This is a genomic window from Fluviibacterium sp. S390, from assembly GCF_049800695.1.
Lineage (GTDB): Bacteria > Pseudomonadota > Alphaproteobacteria > Rhodobacterales > Rhodobacteraceae > Meridianimarinicoccus.
Genome location: NZ_JBNAFN010000003.1, coordinates 135,668 through 160,482, shown reverse-complemented (window position 1 = coordinate 160,482; position 24,815 = coordinate 135,668). Strand labels below are relative to the sequence as shown.

At 65.9% G+C, this 24,815-nt stretch carries 18 protein-coding genes, 1 pseudogene and 2 riboswitches; of the genes and pseudogenes, 9 read left to right on the top strand and 10 right to left on the bottom strand.

The window, feature by feature from the left end; genetic code table 11:
- The first annotated feature begins 85 nt into the window (after positions 1–85).
- Together lysA and ACP15K_RS04010 are read left to right on the top strand one after the other, a co-directional pair.
- Positions 86–1,363 carry a diaminopimelate decarboxylase gene (lysA, locus tag ACP15K_RS04015; protein WP_193140608.1) on the top strand — a complete coding sequence of 426 codons (1,278 nt, stop codon included), beginning with the start codon at positions 86–88 and terminating at the stop codon, positions 1,361–1,363.
- A 123-nt stretch (positions 1,364–1,486) separates the two neighbouring features.
- Entirely contained in the window at positions 1,487–4,006 is a 2,520-nt protein-coding gene (locus ACP15K_RS04010; protein ID WP_424989866.1) for a TIGR02302 family protein, read from the top strand.
- Here ACP15K_RS04010 and ACP15K_RS04005 read toward each other — a convergent pair.
- Positions 4,003–4,812 (bottom strand): zinc-ribbon domain-containing protein, encoded by an 810-nt coding sequence (locus ACP15K_RS04005; protein WP_424989865.1) that lies wholly within the window; start codon positions 4,810–4,812, stop codon positions 4,003–4,005. The genes ACP15K_RS04010 and ACP15K_RS04005 overlap by 4 nt on opposite strands.
- Before the next feature lie 170 nt (positions 4,813–4,982).
- Here ACP15K_RS04005 and ACP15K_RS04000 point away from each other — a divergent pair, with 170 nt between their 5' ends.
- Complete coding sequence (locus ACP15K_RS04000) at positions 4,983–5,672, top strand: lysophospholipid acyltransferase family protein (RefSeq protein WP_193140762.1); 690 nt, start codon at positions 4,983–4,985, stop codon at positions 5,670–5,672.
- Between the two features lie 113 nt (positions 5,673–5,785).
- A complete protein-coding gene (locus tag ACP15K_RS03995) occupies positions 5,786–6,418 on the top strand; it encodes a hypothetical protein (RefSeq protein ID WP_193140611.1) in 633 nt (210 codons plus the stop codon).
- Between the two features lie 13 nt (positions 6,419–6,431).
- On the opposite strand, the gene ACP15K_RS03990 is transcribed toward ACP15K_RS03995, so the two are convergent.
- The 4 genes from ACP15K_RS03990 to gcvT form a co-directional block, all read right to left on the bottom strand.
- Entirely contained in the window at positions 6,432–7,394 is a 963-nt protein-coding gene (locus ACP15K_RS03990) for an acetyl-CoA carboxylase carboxyltransferase subunit alpha (RefSeq protein ID WP_193140612.1), read from the bottom strand.
- A gap of 134 nt (positions 7,395–7,528) precedes the next feature.
- The gene (gene gcvP, locus ACP15K_RS03985; RefSeq protein ID WP_193140613.1) at positions 7,529–10,375 is read right to left on the bottom strand and encodes an aminomethyl-transferring glycine dehydrogenase; all 2,847 of its coding nucleotides are present in this window, start codon (positions 10,373–10,375) and stop codon (positions 7,529–7,531) included.
- A gap of 10 nt (positions 10,376–10,385) precedes the next feature.
- Entirely contained in the window at positions 10,386–10,745 is a 360-nt protein-coding gene (gcvH, locus tag ACP15K_RS03980; RefSeq protein ID WP_193140614.1) for a glycine cleavage system protein GcvH, read from the bottom strand.
- A gap of 17 nt (positions 10,746–10,762) precedes the next feature.
- Positions 10,763–11,893: a glycine cleavage system aminomethyltransferase GcvT gene (gene gcvT, locus ACP15K_RS03975; RefSeq protein ID WP_424989864.1), complete on the bottom strand. Its 1,131-nt coding sequence runs from the start codon at positions 11,891–11,893 to the stop codon at positions 10,763–10,765.
- Positions 11,894–11,962: 69 nt separating this feature from the next.
- A riboswitch (glycine riboswitch) is annotated at positions 11,963–12,025 on the bottom strand.
- A 3-nt stretch (positions 12,026–12,028) separates the two neighbouring features.
- Positions 12,029–12,117, bottom strand: a riboswitch (glycine riboswitch).
- A gap of 178 nt (positions 12,118–12,295) precedes the next feature.
- On the opposite strand from gcvT, the pseudogene metH reads away from it, so the two are divergent.
- The 3 genes and pseudogenes from metH to ahcY all read left to right on the top strand — a co-directional run bounded on the left by metH (position 12,296) and on the right by ahcY (position 18,749).
- Positions 12,296–16,005, top strand: a pseudogene (gene metH, locus ACP15K_RS03970) (methionine synthase).
- Between the two features lie 45 nt (positions 16,006–16,050).
- Positions 16,051–17,235: a methionine adenosyltransferase gene (gene metK / locus ACP15K_RS03965; RefSeq protein ID WP_424989863.1), complete on the top strand. Its 1,185-nt coding sequence runs from the start codon at positions 16,051–16,053 to the stop codon at positions 17,233–17,235.
- A gap of 128 nt (positions 17,236–17,363) precedes the next feature.
- Complete coding sequence (gene ahcY / locus ACP15K_RS03960; protein ID WP_193140619.1) at positions 17,364–18,749, top strand: adenosylhomocysteinase; 1,386 nt, start codon at positions 17,364–17,366, stop codon at positions 18,747–18,749.
- 36 nt (positions 18,750–18,785) lie between these two features.
- Here the strand turns inward: ahcY and ACP15K_RS03955 are convergent, their stop codons facing one another.
- Positions 18,786–19,802 carry a class I SAM-dependent methyltransferase gene (locus ACP15K_RS03955; protein ID WP_424989862.1) on the bottom strand — a complete coding sequence of 339 codons (1,017 nt, stop codon included), beginning with the start codon at positions 19,800–19,802 and terminating at the stop codon, positions 18,786–18,788.
- A 166-nt stretch (positions 19,803–19,968) separates the two neighbouring features.
- On the opposite strand from ACP15K_RS03955, the gene ACP15K_RS03950 reads away from it, so the two are divergent.
- Together ACP15K_RS03950 and ACP15K_RS03945 are read left to right on the top strand one after the other, a co-directional pair.
- Entirely contained in the window at positions 19,969–20,937 is a 969-nt protein-coding gene (locus ACP15K_RS03950) for a DUF808 domain-containing protein (RefSeq protein ID WP_424989861.1), read from the top strand.
- 78 nt (positions 20,938–21,015) lie between these two features.
- A complete protein-coding gene (locus ACP15K_RS03945; RefSeq protein ID WP_193140622.1) occupies positions 21,016–21,981 on the top strand; it encodes an adenosine kinase in 966 nt (321 codons plus the stop codon).
- Between the two features lie 57 nt (positions 21,982–22,038).
- Here ACP15K_RS03945 and ACP15K_RS03940 read toward each other — a convergent pair whose 3' ends face one another.
- The 4 genes from ACP15K_RS03940 to ACP15K_RS03925 are packed head-to-tail and all read right to left on the bottom strand — an operon-like array spanning position 22,039 to position 24,815.
- Entirely contained in the window at positions 22,039–22,374 is a 336-nt protein-coding gene (locus tag ACP15K_RS03940) for a DUF805 domain-containing protein (RefSeq protein ID WP_193140623.1), read from the bottom strand.
- Positions 22,375–22,387: 13 nt separating this feature from the next.
- The gene (gene plsY / locus ACP15K_RS03935) at positions 22,388–22,996 is read right to left on the bottom strand and encodes a glycerol-3-phosphate 1-O-acyltransferase PlsY (protein ID WP_424989905.1); all 609 of its coding nucleotides are present in this window, start codon (positions 22,994–22,996) and stop codon (positions 22,388–22,390) included.
- Positions 22,996–24,279, bottom strand: coding sequence for a dihydroorotase (gene pyrC / locus ACP15K_RS03930; RefSeq protein WP_424989860.1), 1,284 nt, complete (start codon positions 24,277–24,279; stop codon positions 22,996–22,998). The genes plsY and pyrC overlap by 1 nt, the downstream gene beginning before the upstream one ends.
- Positions 24,276–24,815 (bottom strand): aspartate carbamoyltransferase catalytic subunit, encoded by a 540-nt coding sequence (locus ACP15K_RS03925; protein ID WP_193140625.1) that lies wholly within the window; start codon positions 24,813–24,815, stop codon positions 24,276–24,278. The genes pyrC and ACP15K_RS03925 overlap by 4 nt, the downstream gene beginning before the upstream one ends.

Here is a 24,815-nt window from a genome sequence, read left to right as displayed (position 1 = left end):
CAGCGGTCCCGTCCCGATCTGTTCTGTTGATTACCGGCAACTGTCTGCTAAGAGGCGCGGGTGTGAATTGCCGGGGGCCAGGGTCATGGATCATTTTCTCTATCGCGAGGGCGTACTGCACGCCGAGGATGTACCCGTGGCCGAGATTGCCGCGCAGGTCGGCACGCCGTTCTACTGCTATTCCGCCGCCACGCTGACCCGGCATTTCCGCCTGTTCGACGAGGCCCTGGACGGGCTGGAGCATCTGGTCTGCTTCGCGATGAAATCCAATTCCAACGTGGCGGTGCTGAAGCTGCTGGCCGCCGAAGGCGCCGGGATGGACGTGGTCTCGGGCGGCGAATATGCCCGCGCCAAGGCCGCCGGGGTGCCCGGTGACCGCATCGTGTTTTCCGGCGTTGGCAAGACCCGTGACGAAATGCGCGCGGCGCTGGAAGGCGGCATCCGCCAGTTCAACGTCGAATCCGAACCCGAGATGCGGGCGCTGTCCGAGGTCGCGGCCTCGATGGGTCTGCGCGCCCCGATCGCCATCCGGGTGAACCCGGACGTGGATGCCCGCACCCATGCCAAGATCGCGACCGGAAAGTCCGAGAACAAGTTCGGCATCCCGATTTCCCGCGCCCGCGAGGTTTATGCCGAGGCCGCCGCCCTGCCGGGGATCGAGGTTGTGGGCATTGACGTCCACATCGGCTCGCAACTGGTGGAGCTTGAGCCGTTCGAGCTGGCCTATACCAAGGTGGCCGAACTGACCCGCGCCCTGCGCGCCGACGGCCATGACATCCGCCGTCTGGATCTGGGCGGCGGTCTGGGCATCCCCTACACGCGGTCAAACGAGGCACCGCCGCTGCCGCGCGATTATGGCGATCTGATCAAGCGCACGGTGGGCGATCTGGGCTGCGAGGTCGAGATCGAGCCGGGCCGCCTGATTTCCGGCAATGCCGGCATCATGGTCAGCAAGGTGATCTATGTGAAATCCGGCGAGGGCCGGGATTTCCTGATCCTCGACGGGGCGATGAATGATCTGGTGCGCCCGTCCATGTACGACGCGCACCATGACATCGTGCCGGTGATCGAGCCCGCCGCCGGGGCCGAGCAGCAGCCCTACGACATCGTCGGCCCGGTCTGCGAATCGGGGGATACCTTTGCCCGGCAACGTCCGATGCCGGTGTTGCAACCCGACGATCTGGTCGCCTTCCGCTCGGCCGGGGCCTATGGCGCGGTGATGGCGTCGGAATACAACTCGCGCCCCCTGATCCCCGAGGTTCTGGTGCAGGGCGACAAATGGGCGGTGATCCGGGCGCGCCCCAGTTTCGAGGAAATGATCGGCCGCGATCGGGTGCCCGACTGGCTGGACGCCGACACCTGAGCGCTGCTGCCCGCGAAAAACCGCCCTGACAGGCATTTGTGATCGCCCCGGCCTTTGACCTTTTGCGACGCTGGGTTACCGTTTCAGCGTGAAACGCTGTATCCCAGCGCCGCGGAGGTCGGCATGACTTCTCCCTCCACCCGGATCCTCGATCCGGCCAAGCGTCTGCGCTGGCCGTTGCGGCTGACCCTTCTGGGGCTGGTGGCCGAACGTGGGGTGCGCGCCTTCTGGCCGCTCTGGGCCGTTCTGCTGACGGTCGTCGCGGTGGCCATGCTGGGGGTGCTGGAGCAGGCGCCGGTTGAACTCTACTGGGGTGCCTACCTGGGGGCTTCGCTGGCCGGGGTCTGGAGCCTGTGGTGGGCGCTGCGCCGGTTCCGCTGGCCGTCCTGGGTCGAGGCCGAAGAGCGCCTGGATGCCTCGCTGTCCGGACGCCCGATTGCGGCGCTGCGCGATGCGCAGGCAATCGGTGCCGGGGATGCCGGGTCGGAGCAGGTCTGGGCCGCGCATCGCTCGCGCATGGCGGCCAGGCTGTCCCGCGCCCGCGCCGTGGTGCCCGATCTGCACCTGTCGCGATTTGACCGCTATGGGCTGCGCTACACCGCGCTGACCCTGTTTGCGATAGCGCTTCTGTTCGGCTCGGTCCTGCGGCTCGATCCGGCGCACAACAGCCCGCTGGCGGGCTCGGGCACGGTGATCGCGGGCCCGTCTTGGGAAGGCTGGCTGACCCCGCCCGCCTATACCGGGCGGCCCAGCCTGTATCTGAACGACCTGCCGCCCGGCGCGCTGACCCTGCCTGCGGGCACCCGGATCGACCTGCGGCTCTACGGCAGGCCGGGCGATCTGGCGGTCTCGGAAACCGTCTCGGGCCGCACCGGCGAGCTGGACAGCGCCGCGGCCCCGTCGCAGGCCTTCGAAGTGACGCAAGCGGGCGAGTTGGCCATCCTTGGCGAAGGCGGGGCGGAATGGATCATCACGCTGGCCGCCGATGCGCCGCCGCAGGTCGCGCCCGAGGGGCCGCTGGAAGTCAAAGTCGACGGCGAGTTTTCGCAGCCCTTTGCCGCCAGCGATGACTATGGCGTCGAGGCCGGAGAGGTCGAGTTCGCCCTTGATCTGCCGGCGGTGCCGCGCAGCTACGGTCTGGCCGCCGACCCCGACCCGCGCGCGCCGGTGATCGCCGCCCTGCCGATGCCGATCACCGGTGGGCGCGAGGCGTTCTCCGAGATCCTAGTCGAGGATTTCTCGAAACATCCCTGGGCCGGGCTGCCGGTGGTGATGACTTTCCGGGTGACCGATGCCGCCGGCAACACGGGCGCCAGCGATCCCCTGACCCTGACCCTGCCGGCGCGCCGGTTCTTCGAACCGCTGGCGCAGGCGCTGATCGAACAACGCCGCGATCTGCTGTGGGCGCGGGCCAACGCGCCGCGCGTGGCGCAGCTCTTGCGGGCGATTTCGCATCGGCCCGAAGACCTGTTCCAGATCCAGACCGATTATCTGCGGGTCCGCACCATCGCCCGCGCGCTGGAAGCCTCGGCACCCGCCGACATCGACCAGGAGTTGCAGGAGGACATGGCCGAAACCCTGTGGGAACTGGCCCTCAAGATCGAAGAAGGCGATCTATCCGATGCCATGGCGCGACTGCGCCGCGCGCAGGAAAAGCTGGCCGAAGCGATGCGCGACGGCGCCACGGACAGCGAAATCGATCAGTTGATGCAGGAACTGCGCGAAGCGATGCAGGACGTCATGCGCCAACTGGCACAGCAGCAGCGCGACAACGATCAGGAGCGTGAGTTCGCCGAAGGGCAGGAGATTACCGGCCAGCAGCTGGAAGACCTGCTCGACCGCCTGCAACAGCTGATGCAGGAAGGCCGGATGGCCGAGGCGCAGCAGTTGCTCGATCAGATCGCCCGGATGATGCAGAACATGCAGATGGCCCAGGGCCAGCCCGGCGGGCAGGGAAGCCAGGGCCAGCAGGCGCTGAACGGCTTGCGCGAGACCCTGCGCGACCAGCAGAACCTGTCCGACGATTCGTTCCAGGGGCTGCAGGGGCAGCAGCCGGGGCGCGAGCTGGGGCAAGGTCAGGGACAGCCCGGACAAGGCCAGCCCGGCCAGCCGGGGGGCGAAAACGGCGCCCCGCAGGGCACCGAGGGGCTGGCGCAGGATCTGGCCGACCGCCAGCAGGCGCTGCGCGACACCCTGCGCAACCAGCAGCAATCGCTGCCGGGTACCGGCGAAGGCTCGGACGCCGCGCGCGAGGCGCTGGAAGGGGCGGGCCGCGCCATGGATGAGGCCGAAGAGGCCTTGCGCCGCAACGATCTGGCCGGGGCCATGGACAGCCAGTCCGAGGCCATGGACCGCCTGCGCGACGGCATCCGCGATCTGGGCCGTGAACTGGCGCAGGAACAGCCGGGTCAGGGGCAGGGCGGCGAGCAGCTGGGCCAGACCGCCCCCGGCAACCGCCTTGATCCGCTGGGCCGCGAGGCCACTGGCGACGGTCAGTTCGGCACGCGCGAACGGCTGTTGCAGAACGAGGATGTCTATCGCCGCGCCCGCGACCTGCTGGACGAAATCCGCCGCCGGTCGGGCGACCAGTCCCGCCCCGAGGTCGAGTTGGACTACCTGCGCCGTTTGCTGGACCGGTTCTAGAGCGCCGAGCGTGGGGCCAGAAGCTGGCTGAGCGCCTCGATCAGTTGCGCCTGTACCCGGTTGCCATGGGCAATCACCAGATCCGCATAGGGCGTGCCTTGCGGCAGGATGGCCGCCACATGCGGCGCGGCCAGATATGCCCCCACCGCCAGACAGGCCAGCCCGGCGGTCAGCCCGAATCCCAGACGAAAGCCGGTCCGCCGCCGCCGTTGCGCGATCACCGCCAATTCGGTCGAGGAGATCGGCACTGGCAGATCGCGTCCAGGCCTTGCCTGTTCAGCGGTGGCCCCGGCCGCGGTCAGAAGCGGCGGCTGCGGGCTGCGGGTGGCAGCACCGGGATCTTCCACTGCCGCTTCGGTATCGGGCGTCAGCGGCGTCCCAGAGGTCTCTGCGGCCTTCAGGCGGGCCAGACGGGCGCTGGCGCCCGAGGGCGCGGCGGGTTCCGGCGTTGCGGCAGCGGGCGGCAGGACGTCCTCCTTGCCGGCGCGCACCGCCGCCTCGCGCTTGGCTTCTTCGCGCAGCACCGACAACAGGCTTGGGTCCAGTTCCCGCCGGGGCGAGGGCGCGCCGGTTTCCGTGTCCAGCCGGGCTGTCGTGTCGGGGGGCAGGGCGTCTTCGGCGTCTTCTTCGTCACGCGCCTTGTCACGCGGCGCCACAACCGCTGCCGCGCCGGTCAGCGGAAGCTGGTACCAGGCGTGGGCGCAGCGGGCACATTGGACCTCGCGCCCGGCGGCGGGGATGGCCGCGTCGGGTATGTCGTATTTCGCCTGACAGTCAGGACAGATGATCCGCATGTGCTCGCTCAAGCGCCCTTTCGGTTCGGGTGCGGCGACTATAGGCTTCCCGCCGCGCCGGCGCAAAGCATCGTGCGGTTGCGCTTGGCAGGGCGGGCAGGCATAGACAGGCGGAATTGACGCGGGAGGGGAACGGCGTGCAGGCGATTCAATGGCTTCGGTCACTGATCTTCAACGGCCAGATGTATCTGATGATGGCGGTTCTGGCGGTGGTCTATACCCCTTGGGCCATTTTCGACCGACGTGGCGCCTTCGCTGGCATCCGGGCCTATTGCCGCTATGTGCGCTGGTCGGCTGGCTGGATGATCGGCCTGAAGTCCGAGATTCGCGGCGAGGTCCCCCGCGACGAGGTGATGATCGCCTCGAAACATCAGAGTTTCTTCGACATCATCATGATCTGCTCGGTCGTGCCGCGGCCCAAGTTCATCATGAAGAAGCAACTGGTGCGGGCGCCGATCCTGGGCTGGTACGCCCTGCGCATCGGCTGCGTGCCGGTGGATCGCGGCAAGCGCGGGCCGGCGATGGAACAGATGGTCCGGGACGTGGCCGCCGGGCGCAGCTTGCCGGGCCAGCTTATCATCTATCCGCAGGGCACCCGCGTCGCACCGCGCGCCACGCTGCCGTACAAGATCGGCACCGGGGTGCTGTACCGCAAGCTGGGCCAGCCCTGCGTGCCCGCGGCCACCAATGTCGGGGTGTTCTGGCCGCGGTCGGGGGTGTTGCGCAAACCCGGTACTGCGGTGGTGGACTTTCTGGATCCGATCCCGCCGGGCCAGGAAATCGGGACCTTCATGACCGCGCTTGAGGAGGTTGTCGAGACCCGCTCGAAGCTTCTGATGGCCGAGGCCGGCCTGAAGTTTGACGCAACGTAATTTTTTTGCATCAGACGGCGTTCCGGCGGATCTATCACGTGGTTTTCACATGACTTGTTAGGGATTCTCGGTCTTAGTGGACGTATGGATTTCTCAGCTGCCAAGATGATTCCATGGAAAACGTGACCAAAGCCCTGATCCTCATCGCCGCTGGCGTTGTGCCCGTCGCCACTCTTGCGCAAGAGCCGGGGGAGTTCGGACTGGGCTTCGGCCTGTCCACCCTGGGCGCCACGCTCGAAGGCACCTATCGCGTCAGCGATCGCTTTGGCCTGCGCGTGCCGGTGGGCTACCTGTCGGTCGACGACAAGGAAACCGACGACGGCATCAAGTATGATTACGAGGCTCAGCTGGGCGGCATTGGCCTGCTGGGGGACTACTACACCGGGATCGGTGGGCTCAGGGTCACCGGCGGCGCCATGTTCAGCGGCTATGACGTGGATGGCACCGGGCGCGGCAGCGGAACCGTGGGCAACAACAGCTACAACAACGTGAACCTGCGCTACAGCGCCGACACCACGAACTCGGTGATGCCGATGATTTCGCTGGGCTACGACGGCCAGGTCAGCCCGCGCTGGACCCTCAGCGCCGATCTTGGGGCGATGTACACCGGGGGTTTTGATGTGTCGCTGACGGACAAGTCGGGGCAGGTGTCGCAAGCCGACCTGAACAAGGAAATCAAGGACGCCGAGGATGATGCCCCCAATGTCCTGCCCTATGTGAAGTTCACCGCGACCTTCCGCTTCTGACCGGCCCGCCGGATCAGCCGGCCAGCCCCTGACGGCCCATGTCCAGGTATTTCTTGCGCCGCGCTTTCACCAGCGCTGCGGCATCCATGCCTTCCATCTCTTCCAGAAGTTCCGAGATTGCACGGCCGACACGGCGGATGGTCTTCTTGGGATCGCGCTGCGCGCCGCCGACGGGTTCGGCGATGATCTGATCGATGACGCCCAGCTGCTGCAGGTCTTGCGCGGTCAGGCGCAGGGCCTCGGCGGCTTCACGCATCTTCTGGGCGTTCTTCCACAGGATCGAGGCGCAGCCTTCGGGCGAGATCACCGAATAGACCGAATGTTCCAGCATCGCGACCTTGTTGGCGGTGGCAAAGGCCACGGCGCCGCCCGAGCCGCCTTCGCCGATGATGACCGAGACCAGCGGCACGCCGATCTGCAGGCATTTTTCGGTTGAACGGGCAATGGCTTCGGACTGGCCGCGCTCTTCGGCACCCTTGCCGGGATAGGCACCGGGGGTATCCACCAGCGTCACCACCGGCAGGCGGAAGCGGTCGGCCAGATCCATCAGTCGCACGGCCTTGCGATAGCCTTCGGGCCGCGCCATGCCGAAATTGTGGTGCAGGCGGGTCTGGGTGTCATGGCCCTTTTCATGGCCGATCACCATCACCGGCTGATCGTTGAACCGCGCCAGCCCGCCCAGGACCGCCTGATCGTCGGCGAAGTTCCGGTCGCCGGCCAGCGGCGTGTATTCCGTGAACAGCTCGCGGATGTAGTCCTTGCAGTTCGGCCGGTCGGGATGCCGCGCCACCTGGCATTTGCGCCAGGGCGTCAGGTCGGAATAGAGCGTTTTCAGAAGGTCGGCGGCTTTCTTGTCCAGCCCCGCGGCCTCGCCCGCCACATCCATCCCTTCATTGGACCGCGCCAGGGCGCGCAACTCTTCGGCTTTGCCTTCGATTTCGGCGAGCGGTTTTTCGAAGTCGAGATAGGTATGCATGGCCACTCCAGGGATCGTCGGGCGGTATATGACCCTGCCGGCGGCGGATTGCAACGGCGGTACGCGGCGACCTTCACGGATCAGGGGTCAGGACCGATGGACGGGGGCCGAGTGGCCCCCGCCGGAACGCAGCCTTATTCGGCGGCGTCCTGGTAGTCTTCCAGCGGTGGGCAGGTGCACACCAGGTGGCGGTCGCCATAGACATTGTCCACCCGGCCCACGGGTGGCCAGTACTTGTCCACCCGGAACGCGCCCGCCGGGAAGCAGGCGGCCTCGCGGGTATAGGGGCGGTCCCATTCGGCCACCAGGTCGGCGGTGGTGTGGGGGGCGTTCTTCAGCGGGTTGTTGTCCCGGTCGATCCGCCCCTCGGCCACATCGGCGATCTCGTCGCGGATCGCCAGCATCGCCGCACAAAAGCGGTCCAGCTCGGCCTTGGTTTCCGATTCGGTGGGCTCGACCATCAGCGTGCCGGACACCGGCCAGCTCATGGTCGGGGCGTGGAAGCCGTGATCGATCAGCCGCTTGGCAATGTCATCAACGGTGATGCCCGCCTCGGCATAGGGGCGGGTGTCGAGGATGCACTCATGCGCCACGCGCCCGTTCTGGCCCTTGAACAGGATGTCGAAGGCGCCCTCCAGCCGCTTGGCGATGTAGTTGGCGTTCAGGATCGCCACCTTGGTCGCCTGCGTCAGCCCCTCGCCGCCCATCATCAGCACATAGGCCCAGGAAATCGGCAGGATCGAGGGCGAGCCATAGGGCGCGGCACTGACCGGGCCTTCACTGCCACCGGTGGCCGGATGGCCGGGCAGATAGGGCGCCAGATGTGCCTTTACGCCGATGGGGCCCATGCCGGGGCCGCCGCCGCCATGCGGGATGCAGAAGGTCTTGTGCAGGTTCAGGTGGCTGACGTCCGAGCCGATCTCGCCGGGTTTCGACAGGCCGACCATGGCGTTCAGGTTGGCGCCGTCCAGATAGACTTGGCCCCCGTACTTGTGGGTGATGTCGCAGACCTCGCGCACCGTGTCCTCGAACACGCCGTGGGTCGAGGGATAGGTGATCATGCAGGCGGCCAGGTTGTCGCCCGCCGCCTCGGCCTTCTTGCGGAAGTCGCCAAGGTCGATATCGCCGTTGGCGGTGCAGGCCACCACAACCACTTTCATGCCGCACATCTGCGCCGAGGCCGGGTTGGTGCCATGGGCATTGACCGGGATCAGGCAGATGTTGCGAAGGCTGTCGCCGCGCGCCCTGTGATAGGCGGCGATGGTCAGAAGTCCCGCGTATTCGCCCTGCGCGCCCGAATTGGGCTGCATCGACATGTCGTCATAGCCGGTGATGGTGCACAACGCTGCGCTGAGTTCCCTGATCAGGGTGGTATAGCCCTTCACCTGATCCACCGGGGCAAAGGGGTGGATCTTGGAAAACTCGGGCCAGCTCACCGGCATCATCTCGGCCGCCGAGTTCAGCTTCATGGTGCAGGAGCCCAGCGGAATCATCGCCCGGTCCAGCGCCAGATCGCGATCCGACAGACGGCGCATATAGCGCATCATCTCGGTCTCGGCCCGGTTCATGTGGAACACCGGATGGGTCATGAACGCGCTTTCACGGATCAGCCCGTCGGGCACCCGGTAGTGCGGGGTCCAGTCGTCATCCTTGCGGTCGATGCCGAAGGCGCGCCAGACGGCCTCGATGGTGGCGGGGCGGGTGCATTCGTCCAGCGAAATGCCGATGCGGTCCTCGCCGATCTTGCGCAGGTTGATGCCCTCGGCCAGTGCCGATTTCAGGATCACCCCCTGCATCGGACCGGTGTTGACGGTGACGGTGTCGAAATAGGCTTCCGGCTCCACCTGGAAGCCGCCTTCTTCCAGCCCGCGCACCATGCGCACGGTCTTGCGATGGATCCGCTGGGCGATGGCCTTCAGCCCCTTGGGCCCGTGGAACACACCGTAGAACGACGCGATAACCGCCAGCAGCGCCTGCGCGGTGCAGACGTTGGATGTCGCCTTCTCGCGCCGGATGTGCTGTTCGCGGGTCTGCAGCGACAGCCGGTAGGCGAGGTCGCCGTGGCTGTCCACCGAGACCCCCACCAGCCGACCGGGCATCGACCGCTTGTAGTTGTCGCGGCAGGCCAGATAGGCCGCGTGCGGACCGCCATAGCCCAGCGGCACCCCGAAACGCTGGGTCGAGCCGACGGCGATGTCGGCCCCCATGGCACCGGGTTCCTTCAGGATGGTCAGCGCCAGCGGATCGGCGGACAGGATGGCCGCTGCCTTGGCTGCGTGCAGGTCCGCGATCACATCGGTGAAGTCGCGCAGGTGGCCATACGTGCCCGGATACTGGAAGATCGCACCAAAGACGGATCCCGGGTCCAGATCCTCGGGCGCGCCCACGACAATCTCGATCCCCAGCGGCGCGGCGCGGGTCTGCATGACGGCGATACTCTGCGGATGGCAGTTTTCGTCGACGAAGAAGGCCGTGGCCTTCGATTTCGACCCGCGTTGCGCCATGGTCATCGCTTCGGCACAGGCCGTGGCCTCGTCCAGCAGCGAGGCATTGGCGATCTCAAGCCCGGTCAGGTCCGAAATCATGGTCTGGTAGTTCAGCAGCGCCTCAAGGCGGCCCTGGCTGATTTCGGGCTGGTAGGGCGTATACGAGGTGTACCACGCCGGGTTCTCGAACACGTTGCGCTGGATCGCCGGGGGCATGACGGTGTCATGGTAGCCCATGCCGATCAGCGAGGTCAGAACCGTGTTCTGCTTGGCCACCTCGGCCATGTGATACAGAAGCTCGCGCTCCGACTTGGGGCGGCCCAGCTTCAGAGGCTCGGCCTGGCGGATGCTGGCCGGGACGGTTTCGTCGATCAGGTCGTCCAGGGACGCCGCACCGACCACTTTCAGCATCTCGGCCATTTCTTCCGGCGAAGGGCCGATATGGCGCCTGTTGGCAAAGTCATAGGGCAGGTAATCGGTGGGCGTGAAGGGCATGTCGCGGTCCTTATCCGATGAATTTCGCGTAGCCGTCGGCATCCATCATGTCATCCATCTGGGATGCATCCGATGCCTTCATCTTGAAGAACCAGCCGTCGCCTTGCGGGTCTTCGTTCACCAGTTCGGGGTTGGCAACGATGGCGTCGTTGACCTCGACGATGGTGCCGTCGATGGGGGCCATGATGTCCGAGGCGGCCTTGACCGACTCGATCACCACGATCTCGTCATCCTTGGCGACCTCGATATCGGTGTCGGGCATTTCGACGAACACCAGATCGCCCAATTGAGTGGCCGCATGTTCGGTGATGCCGACCACGATCAGACCATCTTCCTCGCGCAGCCATTCATGTTCTTCGGTGAATTTCATCTCGGATCTCCAGTGGGTCAGCGTTTATAGGTGGCAGGGCGGAACGGCATGTCCACCACGGTGGCGGGCAGGCGTTTGCCGCGCACCTCGCCATAGATCGTGCCGCCCGTGTCTGCGTGGGCGGCGGTGACATAGCCCATGGACATGGGCGCCTCGATAGTGGGGCCAAAGGCGCCCGAAGTGATCTGCCCGATGGGTTCGCCGCCGTCGGCCTCGGCAAAAAGCGGCGTGCCGGCGCGCATCGGCGCGCGGCCGTCGGGGCGCAGGCCGACAAGCTTGCGGGCGGGACCGCCCGTCAGTTCGGCCAGGATGCGCGCGGCGCCGGGAAATCCGCCTTCGCGGGCACCCCCGGTGCGGCGCACCTTCTGGATGGCCCATGTCAGACCGGCCTCGACCGGGCTGGTGGTGGTGTCCAGATCCGAGCCGTAAAGGCACAGCCCGGCTTCCAGCCGCAGGCTGTCGCGGGCGCCAAGGCCGATGGGCGCCACCGCGTCGTTGTCCAGCAGGGCACGGGCGAAAGCCTCGGCCTGATCGCCGGGCATGGAAATCTCGAACCCGTCCTCGCCGGTGTAGCCCGAGCGCGAGATCCACAGCTCGCCGAAGGCGCTGTCTGTCACGATCACATCCATGAACCGCATGTCGCGCGCGGCGGGCGCAAGAGCGGCCAGCGCCTCCTCGGCTGCGGGGCCTTGCAGGGCGATCAGGCCGCGGTCGGGGATCGGGGTGATTTCGCAGGTGTCCGACAGATGCGCTTGCAGATGCGCCAGATCGGCGTCCTTGCAGGCGGCGTTGACCACAAGGAACAGGTGATCGCCGCGATTGGCGATCATCAGGTCATCCAGAATGCCGCCTTCGTCGTTGGTGAACATGCCATAGCGTTGCCGCCCGTCGGCCAGTCCGGCGATGGCGGCCGGCACCAGCGTTTCCAGCGCCAGCGCGGCATCGGCCACATCGCCCGATTTCGGCGTCAGCAGGATCTGACCCATGTGGCTGACATCGAACAACCCGGCTTCGGCGCGGCAATGCAGGTGTTCCTTCAGCACGCCGGGCTTGTATTGCACCGGCATGTCATAGCCCGCGAAGGCCGTCATCTTGGCCCCCAGCGACAGGTGCATGGCGTGTAGCGGTGTCTGTTTCAAATCGCCCATGTCGGCTCCTCTGGTCGGCGCCGGGCAGGGGACCGGCATCAGGCAGGTGCCATGCACCCGAGATGCCCCCTCTGTCCGATTGCCTGAGATCGTTATCCCTTCGGCGGACGCGTTTTGCGCCTCTCTCCAGAGTCTCTCTGCACGACGGTCCGGTTGCCTGAGAGTTTACCGGGGCGGTTGCTCCTTCGGCACTGGATCAGTCCAGATTCTCCCACCGTGCCTGAATCTGCTAGCCCAGCAAATTCGCTCAGGCAAGAGAAAATGTCTGATTTGCGTGCTGTTACGGCGCTGGTGCCCTTGCCCGTGGCGGTGGTGGCTGGAAGTCCCGCATTCTGGACTGTATGTAGCCCCGAAATCGGCACGCGACGGGCGTGGCGTCCAAGGCACCGGACAGGGGGTTTCATGTCGGGATCGAAGGAACTGGAAACAGAAGCGAACAAGCGCATTCTGGTGCTGGACGGGGCCATGGGGACGATGATTCAGCGGCACAAGCCCGATGAGTCCAGTTACCGGGGAACCCGATTCGCCGACCATCCGCGCGACGTGGGCGGCAACAACGAGTTGCTGAGCCTGACCCAGCCGCAAATGATCCGCGACATTCACGAGGATTTCCTGCGCGCCGGGGCCGATATCCTGACCACCAACACCTTCGGGGCCAACCGGATCAGCCAGGCCGATTATGGCATGGAGGAGCTGTCCTACGAGATGAACCGGGCCTCGGTGGAACTTGCGCGCGAGGCCATCGCCCGCGTCGGCGGCAAGCGGCGCTGGGTCGCGGGCGGCATCGGGCCGACCAACCAGACCGCCTCGATCAGCCCGGATGTGAACGATCCGGGCTATCGCGGGGTGACGTTCGACCAGCTGGCCGCCGCCTATGGCGAGGCCGCGCGGGGGCTGATCGAAGGCGGCTGCGATATCCTTCTGGTGGAAACCATCTTCGACACGCTGAACGCCAAGGCCGCGCTGTTCGCGATCGACAGCCTGCGCGACGAAGGGCTGGAGATTCCGCCCATCATCATCTCGGGCACCATCACCGACCGTTCGGGCCGGACCCTGACCGGGCAGACGCCCGAGGCCTTCTGGGTCTCCATGTCCCACGCCAAACCCTTTGCGGTGGGCCTGAACTGCGCCCTTGGCGCGGCCGAGATGCGCGCCCATGTGCGCACCATCGGCGAGGTCGCGGACACGTTGATCAGTGCCTATCCCAATGCCGGATTGCCCAATGAAATGGGCGGCTATGACGAGACGCCGGAAGAAACCGCCGCGCATCTGGAAGAATGGGCCAACAGTGGGCTTGTGAACCTTGTGGGCGGTTGCTGCGGCACCACGCCCGAACACATCGCGGCGATTGCCAAGGCGGTGGAGGGCAAATCGCCCCGCAAGGTGCCGGCCTCGCGTCAGCGCCTGCGCCTGTCAGGGCTTGAGATGTTCGAAGCGGAGGGCGCGGCATGAGCATCGCACGCTTCATCAACATCGGCGAACGCACCAACGTCACCGGCTCGGCCAAGTTCAAGAAATTGATCATGGCCGATGACTATCCCGCCGCGCTGGACGTGGCGCGGCAACAGGTGGAAAACGGCGCCCAGATCATCGACATCAACATGGACGAGGGATTGCTGGACGCCGAGAAGGCGATGACCACCTTCCTCAACCTGATTGCGGCGGAGCCCGACATTTCCCGCGTGCCGATCATGCTGGACAGCTCGAAATTCGAGGTGATCGAGGCCGGGCTGAAATGCGTGCAGGGACGCTGTGTGGTCAATTCGATCTCGCTGAAGGAAGGCGAAGCGGCGTTTCTGGAACAGGCCCGGATCGTGCGCCGTTATGGTGCGGCCGTGGTGGTCATGGCCTTCGACGAGGGCGGACAGGCCGAAACCGCCCAGCACAAGTTCGAGATCTGCAAACGGTCCTATGACCTGCTGACCCAGAAGGCGGGCTTCGATCCGTGGGACATCATCTTCGATCCCAACATCTTCGCCGTGGCGACCGGGATCGAAGAGCACAACGACTATGCGGTGGCATTCTTCGACGCCACGCGGATGATCAAGGAAGCGATGCCGCTGACCCATGTGTCGGGCGGTCTGTCGAACGTCTCGTTCAGTTTCCGGGGCAACAACGCGGTGCGCGAGGCGATGCATTCGGCCTTCCTGTACCACGCCATCCCGCTGGGGCTGGACATGGCCATCGTCAACGCCGGACAGATCACCGTCTATGACGACATCCCCGAGGAACTGCGCGAGCGGGTCGAGGATGTGCTGCTGAACCGCCGCGATGATGCCACCGACCGCCTGCTGGAGATCGCCGACAAGTACAAGGGCGCCGGAGAGGCGTCGAAGAAGGCCGATCCGAAATGGCGCGAGGCGCCGGTACAGGAGCGTCTGCGCCACGCACTGGTGCATGGCATCACCGATTTCGTCATCGCCGATACCGAAGAATGCCGTCTGGCCGCCGACAAGCCGCTGGACGTGATCGAAGGCCCGTTGATGGACGGGATGAACGTGGTCGGCGACCTGTTCGGCGAAGGCAAGATGTTCCTGCCGCAGGTGGTGAAATCGGCCCGCGTGATGAAGGCCGCCGTGGGCCATCTGATCCCCTATATGGAAGAAGAAAAGAAGCGTTCGGGCGACACGTCGGCCAAGGGCAAGATCCTGATGGCGACGGTGAAGGGCGATGTGCATGACATCGGCAAGAACATCGTCGGCGTCGTCTTGCAGTGCAACAATTACGACGTGGTCGATCTGGGCGTGATGGTGCCCGCCGAGGATATCCTGAACCGCGCGCGGGAAGAAAAGGCCGATATCATCGGGCTGTCGGGGCTGATCACGCCCTCGCTGGACCGGATGGTCGATGTGGCCTCGGAAATGACCCGGCAGGGCATGGATCTGCCGCTGCTGATCGGCGGGGCGACGACCTCGAAGAAGCACACGGCGCTGAAGGTTGCGCCGGAGTATGATCATGGCGTTGTGCATGTGGATGATGCCTCCAAGGCCGTTGGCGTGGTCTCGACCCTGCTCAGCGCCGCCCGCAAGCCCGATTTCCTGGCCCAGATCGCGGCCCAGCAGGAAGCCTTGCGTGTGGGCCGCGCCGATGCCGGGGACCGCGTCGGCACCAATCTGACCGACGCCCGCGCCAATGCCTTCGATGGCGGGTGGAAGACCTATTCGCCGCCCGCGCCGCAAACGCCGGGTCTGTCGGTCATTGACGACATGAGCATCGCGGATATCGAGCCCTACATCGACTGGTCGCCGTTCTTCTGGACCTGGGAAATGCGCGGCAAGTACCCGCAGATCCTTAAGCATCCGCAGATGGGGCCGACGGCGCGGGATCTGTTCGAAAACGCGCAGGCGATTCTGGCCCGGATCAAGGAAGAAGGCTGGTTCACCCCGCGCGGGGTGGTGGGCTTGTGGCCGGCCAACAGCGACGGCGACGACATCATCGTCTGGAGCGACGAGTCCCGCACGGCCGAGGCCACGCGCTTCCCGATGCTGCGCCAACAGGGCGGAAAATCCGCCGGACGGGCCAACATGTGCCTGTCGGATTTCGTCGCACCCATTGGCACGCCGGACTGGGTTGGCGGCTTCGCGGTCAACACCGGCCCCGAGGTTCACGAGATCGCCGAACGCTACAAGGCCGAGGGCAACGACTACGACTCGATCCTGGTGCAATCGCTGGGCGACCGACTGGCCGAGGCCTTTGCCGAGGCGCTGCATGCGCGCGTGCGCCGGGCGCTTTGGGGGTATGCGGCAGACGAAAAACTGTCGAATGACGATTTGATTTCAGAGACCTACCGGGGCATCCGCCCGGCGGCGGGCTATCCGGCCAGCCCCGATCACAGCGAAAAACGGCGCCTGTTCGACATGTTGGGCGCACCGGAGAACGCCGGTCTGGTCCTGACCGAAAGCTGCGCCATGTGGCCGGCCTCGGCGGTGTCGGGCCTGTATTTTGCCCATCCCGACAGCGCCTATTTCGGCATCGGTCGCATTGGCGAGGATCAGGCAGTGGACTATGCCCGGCGCAAGGGCGTTACCCTTGAGGAAATCGAGGGCTGGCTTGCGCCGAATTTGGGGTATAAGCCGAAATCGAAGCCAAGGACGACCGACAGCGCCGCCTGACCTTGCCCCACCCCGGTTCTGGCCGTGCCCAAGGAGAGATGAGATATGAGTGCGAAAAGCTGGCTGTTTACCAGTGAATCCGTGTCCGAAGGGCATCCCGACAAAGTTTGCGACCGCATTTCGGACGCCGTATTGGATGCTTTCCTGACAGCAGACCCGCATTCCCGTGTGGCCTGCGAAACCCTGGCCACCACCGATCATGTGACCATCGCCGGCGAGGTGCGCGGCCCCAATGAAGTGCGCCAGCGCGTCGAGGAAATCGCCCGCGATGCGATCCGCGACATCGGCTATGAGCAGGACGGGTTTTCGTGGAAGACCTGCGCCGTCGAAAACCTGCTGCACGAGCAATCCGCCGACATCGCGCAGGGCGTGGATGAAGGCAGCAAGGGCGAAGAGGGTGCCGGCGATCAGGGCATCATGTTCGGCTATGCCTGCACTGAAACCCCGGAACTGATGCCGGCACCGATCCTGCTGGCCCACCGCATTCTGCGGACCATGGCCGAGGATCGCAAGTCCGGCGTGCAGCAGGGCTTTGGCCCCGATGCCAAAAGCCAGGTCACCCTGCGCTATGAGGATGGCAAGCCGGTTGCGGTGGATGCCGTCGTGGTCTCGACCCAGCACGCCGAGGAACTGGGCACCGAAGGCGTGCGCGAACTGGTCCGCCCCTATGTGACCGCCGCCATGCCCGAAGGCTGGCAGGTGTCCGACAAGCGCCTGATCGTGAACCCCACCGGGCGCTTCGTGATCGGCGGCCCCGATGGCGACGCCGGTCTGACCGGGCGCAAGATCATCGTCGACACCTATGGCGGCGCGGCTCCGCATGGCGGCGGCGCGTTCTCGGGCAAGGATCCCACCAAGGTGGACCGCTCGGCGGCCTATGTGGCGCGCTACCTGGCCAAGAACGTCGTCGCGGCGGGTCTGGCCGAGAAATGCCTGATCCAGTTGGCCTATGCCATCGGCGTACCGGAACCCGTGGCGGTCTATGTGGACACGCAAGGTACCGGCCGGGCGGATGAAGACGCGATCTCGAAGACCTTGCAGGAGATGGTGCGCCTGACCCCACGCGGCATTCGCAACCAGCTGGATCTGCTGAAACCGATCTATGCCCGCACCTCGGCCTACGGCCACTTCGGTCGCGCCCCGGATGCCGATGGCGGGTTTTCCTGGGAAAAGACCGATCTGGCCGACGAACTGGCCCGGATCTACGGCACCGACAAGATCAGCGCCTGACCCAAGACCCGCGCCGTCCCATTGGGGCGGCGCGCGCGGTTTGGCGGGGTGCCCGCCTTGCCGGGTCCGGTGCGGGGTGCTAGCTGCACCTCCAACACACATGAAATGATGAGCTGCGGAGCAAGCACGTGACCGATTACATCGTCAAGGATATTTCGCTGGCCGGATTCGGCCGCAAGGAACTGAACATCGCCGAAACCGAAATGCCGGGGCTGATGTCCCTGCGCGAGGAATACGGCGAGAGCAAACCGCTGAAGGGTGCCCGTATCGTCGGCTCGCTGCACATGACCATCCAGACCGCGGTTCTGATCGAAACACTGGTCGATCTGGGCGCCGATGTCCGCTGGGCTTCGTGCAACATCTTTTCGACGCAAGACCACGCCGCCGCGGCCATCGCCGAGGCCGGTGTGCCGGTCTTTGCCGTCAAGGGCCAGTCGCTGGAAGAGCATTGGGACTACCTGGATCGCTCCTTCATGTTCCCGGACGGTCCGAACCTGATCCTCGACGATGGCGGCGACGCGACGCTGTATGTTCTGCTGGGCGCGCGCGCCGAAGCCGGCGAAGACATCATCCCGGTGCCGACCTCGGAAGAGGAAGAGGCCATCAAGGCGCAGATCGCCAAGCGCATGGCCGCAAGCCCCGGCTGGTTCACCAAGACCCGTGACCAGATCGTTGGTGTTTCGGAAGAAACCACCACCGGCGTGCACCGCCTGTACGAACTGGTCAAGGAAGGCCAGCTTCCGTTCCCGGCAATCAACGTCAACGACAGCGTCACCAAGTCGAAATTCGACAACAAGTACGGCTGCAAGGAATCGCTGGTCGACGGCATCCGCCGCGCCACCGACACCATGATGGCCGGCAAGGTCGCCGTGGTCTGCGGCTATGGCGACGTGGGCAAAGGCTCGGCAGCATCGCTGCGCGGCGCCGGTGCCCGCGTGAAGGTGACCGAGGTTGACCCGATCTGCGCGCTGCAAGCTGCCATGGACGGGTTCGAAGTGGTGACGCTGGAGGACGAGGTCGCCAGCGCCGATATCTTCATCACCACCACCGGCAACAAGGACATCATCCGCATCGAGCATATGCGCGAGATGAAGGACATGGCCATCGTCGGCAACATCGGCCACTTCGACAACGAGATCCAGGTCGCGGCCCTGAAGAACCACAAGTGGACCAACATCAAGGAACAGGTGGACATGATCGAGATGCCCTCGGGCAACCGCATCATCCTGCTGTCCGAAGGCCGCCTGCTGAACCTCGGCAATGCCACGGGTCATCCTTCCTTCGTGATGTCGGCCAGCTTCACCAATCAGGTGCTGGCGCAGATCGAATTGTGGACGCGGGGCGACGCCTACAAGAACGACGTCTACATCCTGCCCAAGCACCTGGATGAAAAGGTCGCGCGCCTGCATCTCAAGCGGATCGGCGTGAAGCTGACGGAACTGAGCGCCGAACAGGCCGCCTATATCGGCGTGAAGCCGGAAGGCCCGTTCAAGCCCGAGCACTACCGCTACTGAGGCGGCCCGGGCAGCGCGGCCCCGCCCCGCTGCCCGTCACTTGCGAAAAACGAAGAACCCGAACGGGGCCCGGTCCGACAGGCCCAGCGGCGTGCCATAGGTGGTGCTGAGCGCTTCGGCAAACCCGTCGAACGGCGTCAGGAACCCCGGTTCCAGCTTCATCTGGCCGCAAACACGGTGCAGCATGTCCTTGGCCCGCAATCCCAGCGGCATCTCGGCGCCCGGGTTCAGGCAGGTCACTTCGGAAAAGCCCAGCGATCGGCCCAGTTCGGCCATTCGGTCGATCGAGAACTGGAACTTGTCCTCGACCTGCGCCAGCGCATCGCGATCGCCGATCAGGTTGCCATGCTTGATGGCCGACCGGCCTGCCACGGCGGTCAGCACCTGCCGCTCTTTCTTGTCAAAGACATGTCCGCTCATCTCTGCCGCCAGCAGGATGTTCTGCGCCAGCAGCGAGGCAAAGGCATGCACGTCGAGGATCGGTTCCCCGAACACGCAGGCACCGCCGGGTTTTGTCAGCTTGTGACATTGCGCCAGCGTGTCCTCGAACCGCGCGATGTGGTGCAGGATGGAATGGCCGATCACCGCGTCGAACCCGCCGGGGTGAAAGGGCAGGGTATTGCCGTCGACCAGCGCCAGCGACACGTTCTCGGTCCCGGTGTCCGACAGGCGCCCGATCAGGCGCTTCAGGAACCCCGCCGAGATGTCGGTGGACAGGATGCTTTCGAAATATGGCTCCTGCGCCAGTCCGAGGGTCAGGTTGCCGGACCCGGCCCCGATCTCCAGCACATGCGCGGCGCGCCCGACGCCTGCGCCCTGCAACAGCCGCGCATAGGTGGCGGCGATCTGGTGCGAAGCCTGGCCGACCCCGTGGTCCGCGTCATAGCTGTCCAGATCCAGCAGCGTGTCGCGGCTGCGGTCAGCGCGCAGATCAAGGATGCCGTCCGTGCGGGGAAAAGGGGCCTTGCAGGCGGTGCAGTCGGTGGTTTCCGGCACAACCGGCACCCAGGACTGACAGGCAGGGCATTGAAACTGCGGGGCGGTGTCGGACATGGGGCAACTCGTGGACTGGCAGGGTTGGCGCGACCTTAGGGCCGGGGTCGGCGATTGTCACGCGGCCCTACCGGCACGGTAAAACCAGCCGCAAGGATGCGAGAGGGGTGCACGCCGCGCGTGTTTCTGGCATAGCTCGTCCCATACGCAAGACGCGGAGGATGGTATGAGTTCAGGTCTTTTGGCACTACTGGATGACGTGGTGGCGATTGCCAAGGTGGCGGCGGCCTCGGTCGATGATACCGCCGCACTGGCGGCCAGGGCCGGGGCGAAATCGGCCGGCGTGGTGATCGACGACGCCGCCGTCACCCCGCGCTACGTGGTGGGCTTCTCTGCCGAGCGCGAATTGCCGATCATCTACAAGATCACCCGCGGCTCCCTGCGCAACAAGCTTCTGGTGCTCTTGCCCGGCGCGCTGATCCTCAGCCTGCTGGCGCCATGGGCAATCACGCCGATCCTGATGTTTGGCGGGTTGTTCCTGTGTTTCGAAGGCGCCGAGAAGGTGCTGGAAATGCTGCACCCCCATGCTCACGGCCATGGCGAGGGAGAAGAGGCCGCCCCTGGCACGCCCGAGGGGCTGGAAGATCGGCGCGTCGCCAGTGCCATCAAGACCGATTTCATCCTGTCGGCTGAAATCATGGCCATCACCCTGTCGGCGGTGCCCGAAGCCACCTTCTGGCAGAAGGCGATGGTGCTGGCCCTGGTCGGCACCGGCATCACGCTGGTGGTCTACGGGTCGGTCGCGCTGATCGTGAAGGCCGATGACGTGGGCGTGGCCATGTCCCAGCGCGGGCGGCTGGGTATGACCCGATCTTTGGGGCGCGGGATCGTGCGTGTGATGCCGGGGTTCCTGAAACTGCTGGCGACCATCGGCACGGTGGCGATGCTCTGGGTTGGCGGCGGCATCCTGCTGCATGGCGCCGAAGTGCTTGGGCTGGCCGCGCCTGCGCATTGGGTGCATGACGCCGCACATGCTCTGGGGCATATGGCGGGCGACCTGGAGGGCGTGGTGTCGTGGCTGGTGACGGCGCTGCTGTCGGTGGCGGTCGGCTTCGTTCTGGGCCTGATCCTTGTGCCGATTGTTACAAAGGCGATCGTTCCGCTGGTGCAGGGGCTGCGCGGCAACAGGGGTTGACCCCTGCGGCGTGTTATTCTGTGACAAGCGGGCGGCTTTGCGCTATGCGCCCCGCAAAGCCGTTGCAGGAGACTTCTGATGAGTGAACGCGTGCCCCAGGTGGCCGGAATTGGCAACCCGCTGGTCGATGTGCTGGCCTCCATCGACCCCGAAGGTCCCGCCCGTCACGGGCTGATTGTGGGCGAGATGCATCTGGTCGATGCCGAGACCGCCGCCAAGCTTTACGCCGAGATCGGGCCGGGGGTGCAGCAATCGGGCGGCTCGGTCGCCAACACCATCGCGCATATCGGCGATCTGGGATTGCAGGGCACCTTTCTGGGGCAAGTGGCCGACGATGATCTGGGCGCGGTGTTCCGTCGGGACATGGCTGAACTGGGCATCACGGTGCCGGTGACCTCCCTGACCGATGGCACGGCAACGGGCCATTGCGTGGTGATGGTGACCCCGGATGGCGAACGCACCATGTCCACCCATCTGGGCGCCTGCGAGCGGCTGGTGCCGGGCGTGATGCCCGACGCGCTGCCGCCCGAAACCGAGATCCTGCTGATCGAGGGCTATCATTTCGACGTTCCCGAGGGGGCGGCCAACATCGCGCATGCGGTGGAGCTGGCCCATGGCGTCGGCGCGAAAGTGGCGCTGACACCCTCGGACCCGGCCTGTGTCGAACGTCAGCGCGACGCCATGCTGGCGCTGATCGAAGGCGATTGCGACATCCTTATCGGCAACGAGTTGGAACTGGCGGCATTGTCGTCGGCGCGCGATCCGATGAGCGCCCTGCACTGGGCGCTGGATCATGTCAGCACCGTCGCCCTGACCCGCAGCGAACATGGCGCGCTGGTCAGCGATGGCGGCCCGGTGGTTCAGATCGCAGCGGTGCCGGTGGCCAAGGTCGTGGACAGCACCGGTGCGGGCGATGCCTTTGCCGCCGGCTTCCTGGGCGGGCTGGCCATGGGCGAGGATGTGACCCAGGCGGGGGACCGTGGTGCCGCGCTGGCTGCACGGGTCATCTGCCACATGGGCGCGCGGCAAAGCCGGGTGTCCTGAAACGGCCGCTCTTCTGAACAAGGACCGGGGCGGCGCGGCGTGCCGCCCCTTGTCCGGTCAGTCCTTGCTGGGTTGGACCATCCAGTAAAGGATGATCAGCGTGCCGATGAGGGGCAGCAGGATCAGCAGCATCCACCAGCCGTTGCGGCCGATGTCGTGCAGGCGGCGGACCCCGACCGCGAGATAGGGCAAAAGCAGCGCAAGGCTGGCGATGGCCGAGATTGGCTGGCCAGCTTCGGGCCCGGTGCCGAAGATCACAGAGTCGAGGATACTGCCGCCCAACCCGACAAGGATCACGAACAGGACGAACCACCAGAACTCGGGCCGCGTCGCCCGTCCCGAGAAGGTGGCGTATTTGCTCAGGCAGGTCTGAATGGCGGTCTGGAAGTTCATCAGGTGTCTCCGGTCAGGTTTTCCGGCCGATCCTTGGTTCGGTTCCTTCCCGCAGGCGGCGAATGTTCGCGCTGTGGCGGTAAAAGACCAGGACGGCCAGGGCAATGGTCAGAAGCGTAAGCTCGGATTGTCCCAAGGCAAGGGCCCAGAGCGGAGAAAGTGCTGCCGCCGTCAGCGCCGCCAGCGAGGAATAGCGCAGAACGGCGGCCATCACGGCCCATGTGGCGCAGGCGGCCAGTCCCACCGGAAACGACAGCGCCAACAGCGTGCCCAGGAAAGTGGCCACCCCCTTGCCGCCCTTGAAGCCCAGCCAGATCGGGAAACAATGGCCCAGGAAGGCGGCGAAACCCGCCAGTTGCGCCGCGTCCTCGCCCGCCAGCGCGCGGGCGGTCAGCACCGCGATGGCGCCTTTGCCCGCGTCCAGCACCAGCGTCAGGAAGGCGGCCAGCTTGTTGCCGGTGCGCAGCACGTTGGTGGCGCCGATGTTGCCCGAGCCGATCTGGCGCAGGTCGCCCAGCCCGAAAACGCGCGCCATGACGATGCCGAAGGCCATCGAGCCCAGCAGGTAGGCCAGCAGCGCGGTCACGGCGAGGCCGGCAAGCGGGGTGGTCAGCGCCGGGATCATGTGCCGAACACCCGTGTGCCGCCGACCCATGTGCCGCGCACCCGGCCTTGCAGGCGGGCGCCGTCGAAGGGCGTGTTCTTGGATTTCGAATGCAGCGTGAACCGGTCCAGCACGAAGGGCGTGTCGGGGTTGAACAGCACCAGGTCCGCCGGGGCGCCCTCGGCCAGCCGCCCGCCGGGCAGGCCCAGCCGCCGGGCGGGGTTCAGCGCCATGGCGCGAAACAGCCCCGGCAGGTCCATCTGGCCGGCGTGATACAGGCGCAGCGCGGCGGGCAGCAGGGTTTCCAGACCCACGGCGCCGCTGGCGGCTTCCTCGAACGGCAGGCGCTTGGATTCCTCGTCCTGCGGGGTGTGGAAGGAACTGAGCGTGTCGATCAGCCCCTCGCGCACCGCCTCGACCATGGCCATCCGGTCATCCTCGTCGCGCAGGGGCGGCTTGACCTTGAAGAACGTGCGGTAGTTGCCGACGTCCAGCGCGTTCAGCGTCAGGTGATGGATCGAGATCCCGGCGGTGACATCCAGCCCCGCCGCCTTGGCGCGGCGCAGGGCAGGCAATGCGGCGCGGGTGGTGATCTGGTCGGCGTGATAGCGCGCCGCGGTCATCTCGACCAACGCCAGATCGCGTTCCAGCCCCATGCGCTCGGCCATGGGCGACACCGACGGCAGACCGCGCAGGGTGGCGAATTTGCCCGACGATGCGGCTGCCCCGGCGCTGAGCCCCGGCTCTTGCGGATGCGCCACAACCAGCGCGCCCAGACCGGCGGCATAGCTCAGGCAGCGCGAGAACACCTTGGTGTCGGTCATCACCCGGTCGCCATCGGAAAAGGCGACGGCGCCGGCATCCTTCAGAAAGCCGATCTCGACCATCTCGCGACCGTCACGGTTGCGGGTCAGGGCGGCCATTGGGGCGATGCGCACCGGGCAGGCGTCATAGCCGCGCCGCATGGCGAATTCCAGCGTTTCGGGATTGTCGATCGGGGTCGCGGTGTCGGCGCGAGTGACCATGGTCGTCACCCCGCCAGCGGCAGCGGCCAGACCGGCGGTCTTGAAGCTTTCCTTGTGGCGCTCGCCCGGTTCGCCCACCTTCACGCCCATGTCGACGATGCCTGGGGCCAGGCATTGGCCGTCGCAGTCCAGGACGGTGGCCTCGGGATGATCGGCGGGCGTGGTGGCGGCGGGCAGCACACGGGCGATCACGCCCCGGTCCACCAGAAGCGCGCCGGGTGCTTCGGTTCCGGCCTCGGGATCGATCAGGCGGGCGTTGTAGAAGAGTTGCGTCATAGGGCCTCTCGCTGCAGGCGGCGCATCCGGTCATAGACCGCGCGGCTGTCGGGGAGATGGGTAAATCCGATGCGGCGGCGTTTGCTGCCTTGTGCGGTTTTCACGAAGTCGGTGGCGAACCAGATGTGATCGGGCGGGCCTTCCTCGTGGTCCAGCGGTGTGACCGGGCCGATGGGATAGGCGTCAAGCGTGCGGCGTCCCAGCAGGTTGGTGGCAATGAAGGCGCGCCGGTTGGTCAGGGAATACCAGGTGTGGCGGCGGCGCCAGACCCCCAGCGCGATCTTGCCGCCCGCGCGGCTCAGACCCATCACCAGAAACGGCAGCCCCATCAGCGGAAACACCAGCCCCATGAAAGAGGCATCCGCGCCGATCCCCAGCGCCTTGGCCATCCAGAACAGCGAAAACACCGTCACCGCCAGCCCGAACAGGGTCTCGCGCAGGGTCTGGGCGCGCCAGTCAGGGCGCGGGTCGGGCTGACCCTGCCAAAGCAGCTCTTCCCCGGGTTCCAGGATGTCGTCCCAGCCATTGCCCGTCAC

Coding starts and splice junctions, on each gene's coding strand:
- lysA (WP_193140608.1), top strand. CDS start 86: ATGGATCATTTTCTCTATCGCGAGGGCGTACTGCACGCCGAGGATGTA.
- ACP15K_RS04010 (WP_424989866.1), top strand. CDS start 1,487: ATGACTTCTCCCTCCACCCGGATCCTCGATCCGGCCAAGCGTCTGCGC.
- ACP15K_RS04000 (WP_193140762.1), top strand. CDS start 4,983: ATGTATCTGATGATGGCGGTTCTGGCGGTGGTCTATACCCCTTGGGCC.
- ACP15K_RS03995 (WP_193140611.1), top strand. CDS start 5,786: ATGGAAAACGTGACCAAAGCCCTGATCCTCATCGCCGCTGGCGTTGTG.
- ACP15K_RS03990 (WP_193140612.1), bottom strand. CDS start 7,394: ATGCATACCTATCTCGACTTCGAAAAACCGCTCGCCGAAATCGAAGGC.
- gcvP (WP_193140613.1), bottom strand. CDS start 10,375: ATGCCCTTCACGCCCACCGATTACCTGCCCTATGACTTTGCCAACAGG.
- gcvH (WP_193140614.1), bottom strand. CDS start 10,745: ATGAAATTCACCGAAGAACATGAATGGCTGCGCGAGGAAGATGGTCTG.
- gcvT (WP_424989864.1), bottom strand. CDS start 11,893: ATGGGCGATTTGAAACAGACACCGCTACACGCCATGCACCTGTCGCTG.
- metK (WP_424989863.1), top strand. CDS start 16,051: ATGAGTGCGAAAAGCTGGCTGTTTACCAGTGAATCCGTGTCCGAAGGG.
- ACP15K_RS03955 (WP_424989862.1), bottom strand. CDS start 19,802: ATGTCCGACACCGCCCCGCAGTTTCAATGCCCTGCCTGTCAGTCCTGG.
- ACP15K_RS03950 (WP_424989861.1), top strand. CDS start 19,969: ATGAGTTCAGGTCTTTTGGCACTACTGGATGACGTGGTGGCGATTGCC.
- ACP15K_RS03945 (WP_193140622.1), top strand. CDS start 21,016: ATGAGTGAACGCGTGCCCCAGGTGGCCGGAATTGGCAACCCGCTGGTC.
- ACP15K_RS03940 (WP_193140623.1), bottom strand. CDS start 22,374: ATGAACTTCCAGACCGCCATTCAGACCTGCCTGAGCAAATACGCCACC.
- pyrC (WP_424989860.1), bottom strand. CDS start 24,279: ATGACGCAACTCTTCTACAACGCCCGCCTGATCGATCCCGAGGCCGGA.